Annotated in this window: 5 protein-coding genes and 2 pseudogenes; 5 read left to right on the top strand and 2 right to left on the bottom strand. The window is 45.7% G+C overall.

The window, feature by feature from the left end; translation table 11 throughout:
• The first annotated feature begins 270 nt into the window (after positions 1–270).
• Together O9324_RS18225 and O9324_RS18220 are read left to right on the top strand one after the other, a co-directional pair.
• Positions 271–1911: an NADP-dependent glyceraldehyde-3-phosphate dehydrogenase gene (locus O9324_RS18225; RefSeq protein ID WP_287629664.1), complete on the top strand. Its 1641-nt coding sequence runs from the start codon at positions 271–273 to the stop codon at positions 1909–1911.
• A 40-nt stretch (positions 1912–1951) separates the two neighbouring features.
• Entirely contained in the window at positions 1952–3538 is a 1587-nt protein-coding gene (locus O9324_RS18220; protein ID WP_287629666.1) for a glucose-6-phosphate isomerase, read from the top strand.
• 321 nt (positions 3539–3859) lie between these two features.
• Here O9324_RS18220 and O9324_RS18215 read toward each other — a convergent pair.
• Positions 3860–4294 (bottom strand): annotated as a pseudogene (locus O9324_RS18215) (DALR anticodon-binding domain-containing protein); the annotation flags it as partial.
• 450 nt (positions 4295–4744) lie between these two features.
• On the opposite strand from O9324_RS18215, the gene O9324_RS18210 reads away from it, so the two are divergent.
• The 3 genes from O9324_RS18210 (at position 4745) to rpiA (ending at position 9071) form a co-directional block, all read left to right on the top strand.
• Positions 4745–7174, top strand: coding sequence for a phosphoketolase family protein (locus O9324_RS18210; protein WP_288140925.1), 2430 nt, complete (start codon positions 4745–4747; stop codon positions 7172–7174).
• Positions 7175–7310: 136 nt separating this feature from the next.
• Positions 7311–8318, top strand: coding sequence for a 2-hydroxyacid dehydrogenase (locus O9324_RS18205; protein WP_288140924.1), 1008 nt, complete (start codon positions 7311–7313; stop codon positions 8316–8318).
• A gap of 39 nt (positions 8319–8357) precedes the next feature.
• Entirely contained in the window at positions 8358–9071 is a 714-nt protein-coding gene (rpiA, locus tag O9324_RS18200; RefSeq protein WP_288140923.1) for a ribose-5-phosphate isomerase RpiA, read from the top strand.
• A 151-nt stretch (positions 9072–9222) separates the two neighbouring features.
• On the opposite strand, the pseudogene O9324_RS18195 reads toward rpiA, so the two are convergent.
• Positions 9223–9367, bottom strand: a pseudogene (locus O9324_RS18195) (IS1 family transposase); the annotation flags it as partial.

Here is a 9367-nt window from a genome sequence, read left to right as displayed (position 1 = left end):
GTGTCCCACGGTACGTTGACCGCCTATAGCTTCTTGTACTTGTTGCGCGCGACTTTTTACCCGGCCAAGCTTTTCTGGTCGGAACCCCCTAAGCCGAGTTTTCCAGGTGCTGCGCCGTCCACTTGGTTTTCGAGACTGGCCTTTTAATTCTAACGTAAAGCCGCCGTTCTACGGCGGGGTTTCAGACCCAAAATTTCCGATGATCCACGCTTATCCTGATCAACGTGATTGAGAGATTATCGGATTCCAATAATTTGAGTTCTAGCCGTCATGAATGCCCCCATTATCACCCCATCCCATACTGTTGAATCCATGTTTCCCACTGCTGACCAGATTCCAGAAGCCTTCCGCATTAAGACTCCCATCAATCAACGGGAGTATCTGATCAACGGAGAACTGCGTCACTGGGATGGCGAGGTGGAAGAGGTGATTTCTCCCATTCACATCCAGACCGATCAAGGATTGGTAGCCGCTAAAATCGGGCATTTCCCCTTACTTTCCGAGCAGGAATCCTTGGCGGCCCTAAACGCCGCTGTTACTGCCTACAATCGGGGTCGCGGGGTGTGGCCAACCCTGTCTGTTGCCCAACGAATTGAGCATTTGCAAGACTTTACCTATCGGATGCAAGAACAGCGAGATGAAGTCGTAAACATCCTGATGTGGGAGATTGGCAAATCCTACGCCGATTCGCAGAAGGAATTCGACCGCACCCTGGACTATATCCGCGATACCATCGATGCCCTAAAAAATCTCGATCGCGTCTCTTCCCGGTTTGAAATCGTCGAGGGAGTCATTGGACAAATTCGGCGAGCGCCCTTGGGTGTGGTGTTGTGTATGGGACCGTCTAACTATCCCTTGAACGAAACCTTCACCCTACTGATTCCCGCTCTAATTATGGGGAATACCGTAGTGGTCAAAACGCCCCGACCCGGCACCCTACCCCTCTATCCCTTGCAGTCGGCTTTTCAGAAAGCGTTTCCCCCCGGCGTAGTCAATATCATCTATGGTTCTGGACGCACCGTCACTCCGCCCCTGATGGCATCTGGTTTGGTCGATGTGTTGGCCTTCATCGGTTCGAGTCGGGCAGCCAATAGCTTAGAAAAGCAACACCCCAAACTTAACCGCCTCCGCACCATTTACGGATTAGAGGCAAAAAATCCCGCCATTATCCTGCCCGATGCTGACCTCAATTTGACGGTTAGGGAATGTATCTTAGGAACGCTTTCCTACAACGGGCAACGGTGTACGGCATTGAAGATCCTGTTTGTACAGCGCCAGATTGCTGAAGCGTTTATCGAACAATTCAGGTTGGCGGTGAATAACCTCAAATTTGGGATGCCCTGGGATGAGGGAGTGACGCTAACACCTCTGGCAGAACCGGGTAAGCCTCAATACCTAACGGAATTGCTGGAAGATGCTAAAAAATTCGGCGCAGAAGTGGTCAACGCTGGAGGGGGAACGATCAGGGAAACGTTTTTCTATCCAGCCGTAGTCTATCCGGTTACGGATCAAATGCGCTTGTACCATGAAGAGCAGTTTGGTCCGGTGATTCCCGTGATGCCCTATGACGATTTGGAAACTCCCATCAACTACATCGTCAATTCCAATTATGGTCAACAGGTCAGCATTTTCGGTCAAGATACCGAGGCGATCGCTGCGCTGATCGATCCCTTAGTCAATCAAGTCTGTCGAGTTAACATCAACAGTCAGTGTCAAAGGGGACCTGATACTTTCCCTTTCACCGGTAGGAAGGATTCGGCGGAAGGTACATTGTCGGTGAGCGATGCTTTGCGCTCGTTCTCAATCAGGACGCTGGTTGCGGCGAAGGAAACTGACTTAAACAAATCTTTGATCACTCAAATCCTCAAAGAACGCCAATCTAATTTCTTGTCAACCGACTTTATTCTCTGAATCTGCAATTGTACCCTTGCTACTAATTAACGAGGTTTATATGAATACCAAGGAACTCTGGCAACGTTACGAAGACTGGCTTTACTATCACGAAGGTCTGGGATTGTATCTGGACATCAGCCGGATGGGGTTTGATGAGGCCTTAGTTGAGATGCTCAAGCCTAAGTTTGAGAAGGCGTTTCAGGATATGTCAGCACTGGAAGGAGGCGCAATCGCCAATCCTGACGAAAACCGGATGGTCGGTCATTACTGGTTGCGAAATCCTGACCTCGCCCCAGCTAATTTAAAGAGGGAAATTGTCGATACCCTCGAACAAATTGAAACCTTTGCCCAAAAGGTTCACGACGGCTCAATCCATCCCCCAGAAGCTCCTAAATTCACCGATATTCTCTCCATTGGCATTGGTGGCTCTGCCTTGGGACCAGAATTTGTCGCCGAAGCTCTGGCCCCCGATTTTGCGCCGATGGCCATTCACTTCATCGATAACACCGATCCGGCGGGCATCGATCGCCTACTGAACCGACTCAAGGATCGCCTCAAAAGTACCCTGATCATCATTACCAGCAAATCTGGCGGCACGCCGGAAACCCGTAACGGAATGCTGGAAGTAAAACACGTTTACGAGCAACAGGGCCTAGATTTTCCCTCCCACGCTGTTGCCATCACCGTGACCGGCAGCAAAATGGACGAATTAGAACGCATGGAAGGCTGGTTAGCCGAGTTTCCCATGTTCGATTGGGTGGGGGGACGTACCTCGGAGATGTCTGCGGTTGGCCTGTTGTCAGCGTCCCTACTGGGTATTGACATCCGCTCCCTTTTAGCCGGTGCCAAGGAAATGGACGAGGCAACTCGTGTGCCTGACACCAAGCGCAATCCTGCCGCCCTATTAGCTCTTGCTTGGTATCACGCTGGCCATGGCAAAGGCGAGAAAGATATGGTGATGCTACCCTACAAAGACAGTCTGTTGCTGTTCTCCCGTTACCTGCAACAGTTGGTGATGGAATCTCTGGGTAAGGAAAAAGATTTGGACGGTAAGACGGTTTATCAGGGTATCGCGGTTTATGGCAACAAAGGATCTACCGACCAACACGCCTATGTGCAACAGCTTCGAGAAGGCGTACCTAACTTTTTTGCTACTTTTATTGAGGTACTGGAAGACCGGAAGGGAACATCCATCGAAGTTGAGCCAGAAGCGACGACCGGGGATTTTCTCTCCGGCTTTTTGCAGGGAACACGAGAGGCACTTTATGAAAATCATCGGGACTCGATTACCGTAACTATTCCCCGGGTTAATCCCCGCACCGTGGGCGCGTTAATCGCTCTCTATGAAAGGGCAGTAGGGTTATACGCTTCTCTGGTTAACGTTAACGCTTACCACCAACCAGGGGTGGAAGCCGGGAAAAAAGCCGCCGCATCGGTGCTGAATTTACAGCGACAGCTTCTGGCCGTGCTGAAGCTCGCATCTGAACCGATGCCATTGACCACGCTGGCAGAAAAAGCGGGGGCTGCCGACCAACTGGAAACGGTTTACAAAATCCTGCGCCATTTAGCCGCCAACCATCGAGGAATCACATTGCAAGGCGATCGCGCCAAGCCTTCTAATCTGCTAGTGTCCCTCGATCAATAAGAGGATTTTGGGAGCTTAGGGACTTGCGCGGGAATAATATCCCAATCGATCGGAGGGCGCAAGCTTTGCGCCCCTACAGTAACGGATTTTGTCCACAATGTAGGGGCGAACTGCGTTCGCCCAAAAGGTACATTATCAAAGCGCAAGTCCCTTATCTGATGAAAGTCGCCTTTTTTTCCGGTTTATCTGAGTTTGTTATGCCAATCGATGTTCCACTTAGCTGGAAACCCTATCCGGCAAGGGATTAATTCAATTTGGATCTGGAAAAACACAGGAAAGACTTATCTGGAAGGTGTGTCAAGCTCTTAAGCTCCTGATAAACCACGATAATAGTTCTGGCTCTGTTAAACTAATTTTTTCCCGATTGAGCAGTTGTAACAAACCAGAATAGCGAGCGTGAGTGTATTGAAATAAAAAGAAAAATTCTCCTCTGGGATGGAAAGGAAGCTGATCGGACAAAAATTTATCGATTAAATCGTTTAGTTTCAGTAACCAAAAGTACAAAAATTGCTGATCTAATAACAGTTCTAGCCATCCTTCCCTAAGCTGAATTTGTGGAAAAAGGGCGATTAAATGGTTAAATATAGCTTGACATTGAGCGGGAGTAAAATAATAAAACAGAGGTGAACGATAGAGAATACTATCAGTTTTTGAGCAACGATAGAAAGTTAATTTATGCTTTTTTTCTGGAAAAATATGAATTAATTGTTGTTTTAAACAATGCTCGATTGAGGGGTGATTGTAGATAAAATTCATACTCAGAAGGGTAAACGTAGTCTTATCAAATGGCTCTTTTGAACATTGGGTGAAAAATATTCATCATGTTACATTATGGACGCAAACAGTTTGATAAACTCACTGACCAGGTTGCGTCCCCACCTGCGCGTAGTGTAATTGGTAGGGGCATACAGCCTACTACCTTTCTTTGAGAAGATTTGCTGAGCACCATAACTCCAAGAGAGCCTACCAAATTAATACTAAATCCGTTGAGTGTAGGCTACTTATAGAGGAGAGGCACTCATGCAACAGGCAAGAGGCTTACCCTTAAACTACGAACAGCTTATCGAATAAGACTTGCCATCATAGCCTAAAAAAGGGGAAAAAAGGGGGACTAAATCTTAACCAATATCAAACTTTTTCTTAAACTTTAGACAAAGTTTATGTGTAAAGGTACAGACAGTTGATATTTACTCAGAGGAAGAAAGCATGGTAAGTCATCCCGAATCTACCACTGACAGCATTAGCTGTTTTGGTGTTGCTCGCTCTACAATTCAAGGAACCCCCTTAAATGATGATGAAGTCAGCAAAATCGATGCTTGGTTGCGGGCTGCTCACTATCTGATGTTGGGAATGCTCTATTTACGCGATAATCCCCTACTCAAAGAGCCGCTTAAACCCGAACACATCAAAAATCGGGTCTTAGGTCACTGGGGATCAAGTGCAGGCCAAGGCTTTATCTATGCTCATTGTAATCGGGTAATTAAAAAGTACGATCTCAATGCCATCTATCTTAATGGTCCGGGTCACGGTGCGCCGGGGGTTCTTGCCCCTTGTTACCTTGAGGGAACCTATTCTGAGGTGTATCCCGATAAAAGTGAAGATGAACAGGGGTTGAAGAAATTCTTTAAACAATTCTCTTTTCCCGGTGGGATAGGCAGTCACTGCACCCCCGAAACCCCCGGTTCTATTAATGAAGGGGGAGAATTGGGATATTGTATTTCTCACGCCTATGGTGCTGTGTTTGATAATCCTGATTTAATTACCTTTGCAGTGGTGGGAGACGGGGAATCAGAAACCGGTCCGCTGGCTACTTCCTGGCACTCCAACAAGTTTCTCAATCCCATCACCGACGGAGCGGTACTGCCCATCTTGCACCTCAACGGTTACAAGATTAACAACCCTACCCTCCTTTCTCGCATCAGTCATTCAGACTTAGAAAATCTCTTCTTGGGTTATGGCTATCAGCCCTATTTCGTGGAAGGTTCTGATTTGCCCAGTATGCACCAAGCGATGGCGGCAACTTTAGATCATTGTATTGAGGAAATTCGTCGAATTCAAGCCGAGACCCGTGGCAGTGGCGAAGCCAAATTCTGCCGCTTTCCTATGATTGTCCTCCGTTCTCCCAAAGGCTGGACAGCACCGGCTGAGATTGACGGACATAAAATTGAGGGCTTCTGGCGAGCGCATCAAGTACCAATGGCGGATGTGAAAACCAATTCAGAGCATTTAAGTCTGTTTGAAGCTTGGATGAGAAGTTATAAACCCGAAGAATTGTTTGATAGAACAGGTAAATTAATTCCCGACCTCAAAGAACTTGCGCCCAAAGGTGTGCGCCGCATGAGTGCTAATCCTTATGCTAATGGAGGACTCCTTCGCAAAGACCTAGAAATGCCTGATTTCCGCAATTATTGTCTGGAAGTTCCTAAACCGGGGCAATTTGAAGCCGAAAATACCCGTCCGTTGGGAGTGTTTCTGCGGGACGTGATGAGAAATAATATGAGCAATTTCCGAGTTTTTGGTCCCGATGAAAATACTTCTAATAAGTTAAATGCTATCTATGAAGTTAGCAAAAAAACATGGTTAGCTAATTATCTCCCTGAAGATGTAGATGGAGGAGAACTCTCTCCCAATGGTCGGGTGATGGAAATGCTCAGTGAACATACCCTAGAAGGCTGGATGGAGGGATATTTATTAACGGGACGACATAGCTTTTTTTCTACCTATGAGTCTTTTGTTCATGTCATTGATTCTATGGTCAATCAACATTGTAAGTGGATTGAAAAATGTAATGAAATCTCATGGCGCGCTCCCATTCCCTCATTGAATCTCTTAATTACCTCTACGGTATGGCGACAAGATCATAATGGTTTTACCCACCAAGATCCTGGCTTTTTAGATGTTGTAACCAATAAAAGCCCTGAAGTCACTCGGATTTATTTACCCCCAGATGTCAATTGTTTATTGTCAGTAAGTGATCATTGTTTACGCAGTAAAAACTATGTCAATGTCATTGTTGCTGATAAACAACTACACTTACAGTTTTTAGACAAAGACGCTGCTGTGGTTCACTGTAGCAAAGGTATTGGCATCTGGAAATGGGCGAGTAATGATGGTGGAAGTGAACCCGATTTGGTATTTGCGGCGGCGGGTGATGTCCCGACAATGGAAGCCTTAGCAGCCACAGCCATTTTACGCGAGCATTTTCCCGATCTTAAGATACGCTTCATCAATGTTGTGGATTTATTCAAGTTAATGCCGGCCGAAGAACATCCTCATGGTTTATCGGACACCGATTTTAACAGCCTGTTTACCCCAGATAAACCAGTTATCATTAACTTCCACGGTTATCCTTTCCTCATTCATAAGTTAACCTACCGTCGTATCAATCAAGAACGCATCCATGTACGGGGCTATAAAGAACACGGTAATATCAACACCCCCTTAGAATTAGCGATGCGTAATCAAATTGATCGTTTTAGCTTGGCCATCGATGCGATCGATCGTATTCCTAAATTACAAATCGTTGGCGGTCATTTGCGAGAATGGCTGAAAAATCAGATTATCGAACATTCCAATTATGCTTATGCAGAGGGGATCGATAAGCAAGAAATTCGCGAATGGAAATGGCCATTTTAAAAGGCTGAGGGGCAAGACTTCCTGAGAGGTGCTAATCTTGCCCCTTTAAACCAGATTTTCGAGGTATTTAAAAATAATCCCCCATAGTTGCTGTCGAGAAGATCCATAAACCTAACAACTTAACTGTGAGAATGCCATGAAAGTTGCTGTATTTAGTACCGAACCCTATGATCGCATATTCCTCGATCAAGCCAATACTGAGGCGAAGGCGAACCATGAATTGGTCTATTTTGAAAGCCGACTTGAACCCAAAACCGTCTCCCTTGCCGATGGATTTCCAGCTATCTGTGTTTTCGTTAACGACAATGTGAATAGCGAAACGTTAGAAATTTTAGCCAAACAAGGGACGCGGCTCATTGCCCTACGCTGTACAGGATTTAATAACGTCGATATAGCCAAAGCAGCCGAATTAGGCATCAAGGTGGTACGAGTGACGGTTTATTCTCCCTATTCTGTGGCTGAATTTGTCGTTGCGATGATTCAAGTCCTCAACCGCAAACTACATCGAGCCTATAACCGCATTCGGGATGATAACTTTTCTCTCAATGGCTTGATGGGATTCGATCTTCATGGTCGTACTGTTGGCATTATCGGAACAGGGAAAATTGGTATTATCCTTGGCGAAATTATGCACGGCTTTGGCTGTCATCTGTTGGGTTATGATTTATATCCTAATCCTAAGTTTGAAGCTATTGGAGACGCTAGTTACGTTGATTTGCCTGAATTATTAGGAAATGCCGATATTATTTCCCTACACTGTCCTCTCACACCCGAAAACCATTATTTAATTAATGCTGATACCATTGCCCAAATGAAACCTAGTGTCACCCTAATTAACACCAGTCGGGGTAAACTGATTGATACCAAAGCGGTGATTGATGGCATTAAATCGGGTCAGATTGGTTCTTTAGGCTTGGATGTTTACGAACAGGAAGATAGCCTTTTCTTTCGGGATTTATCTGGCACAATCATTCAAGACGACTATATTCAACTACTACAATCTTTCCCCAACGTTTTAATTACTTCTCATCAAGGGTTCTTTACAGAAGAGGCCATTTCCGCCATTGCTAACACCACTATTGCTAGTATTACGGACTTTGAACAGGGAAATCCTTTAAAAGATGCAGTAAAACCGCCAAAATAGTCCTAGAAACCGCGTAAACTACGATCCATAAGGATTTAATTGACCATGACTAACAGTGAAGTAATCGTCAGCATCAAACAAGCCGTTGGCAAAATGGCAGCCGAGCGCGTTCAATCTGATACCATTGTCGGACTAGGAACAGGATCGACCACTGTATTTGCTATTCAACATTTGGGGGAACGACTCAAAAACGGCGAAATCAAAAATATTGTCGGCATTCCCACCTCCTTTCAATCGGAAAACCTAGCCAGAGAATGCGGCATCCCCCTAACCACTTTAAATGCCGTCGATCATATCGATCTAGCCATTGATGGAGCCGATGAGGTAGATCCTCAGAAAAACCTGATTAAAGGCGGTGGGGCTGCCCATACCCAAGAAAAATTAGTGGATAGCTTCGCCGACTACTTCATCGTCGTCGTCGATAGCAGCAAGCTAGTGGAAAAACTGGGAACGAATTTTTTATTGCCAGTGGAAATCATTCCCAAAGCCATGAAACCCGTCATGCTCCACCTAGAAAAATTAGGCGGAAAGTCAGAACTGCGAACAGCCGTGAAAAAAGATGGGCCAATCATCACCGATCAGGGAAATTTCGTCCTTGATGTCAAATTTGATTCCCTTCATGATTTGGCAGAACTGGAAAAAACCATTAATAACATTCCAGGAGTCTTAAACAATGGCTTATTCGTGGGACTGGCTGACTTGGTGATTGTCGGAGAGTTGCAAGATGGACAGCCTCTAGTCCGGGAGTTTTAATGATCTGAATTAATCCCATTTTCTCGGAAAATAACATGAAGAGCGACTGAGCTTTTGCGCCCGTTTTATTTGAGATGGACGGAACTCCCGTGGATAAAGTCCCGGTGGTGATTCGGTAGTAGTGATGGCGGCTTAATCCTTTGCTTTGCTGTGCGTTGTAGTCATGGATAAAATACCAAAGGGTTCCCCAACGTGATTCTCCATTTTTTTAGAGAAAGATAGACTCTCTCTCTCCAGCCGAGAAATCCTTTGTCGAAAGGTATTATTTAATCTTTCAATAGGATTAGTTTGACCAG

It is taken from the genome of Microcystis sp. LE19-84.1B, assembly GCF_027531875.1.
In the GTDB taxonomy this organism is placed as follows: domain Bacteria; phylum Cyanobacteriota; class Cyanobacteriia; order Cyanobacteriales; family Microcystaceae; genus Microcystis; species Microcystis panniformis.
This window is presented reverse-complemented; position numbering and strand designations above follow the sequence as displayed.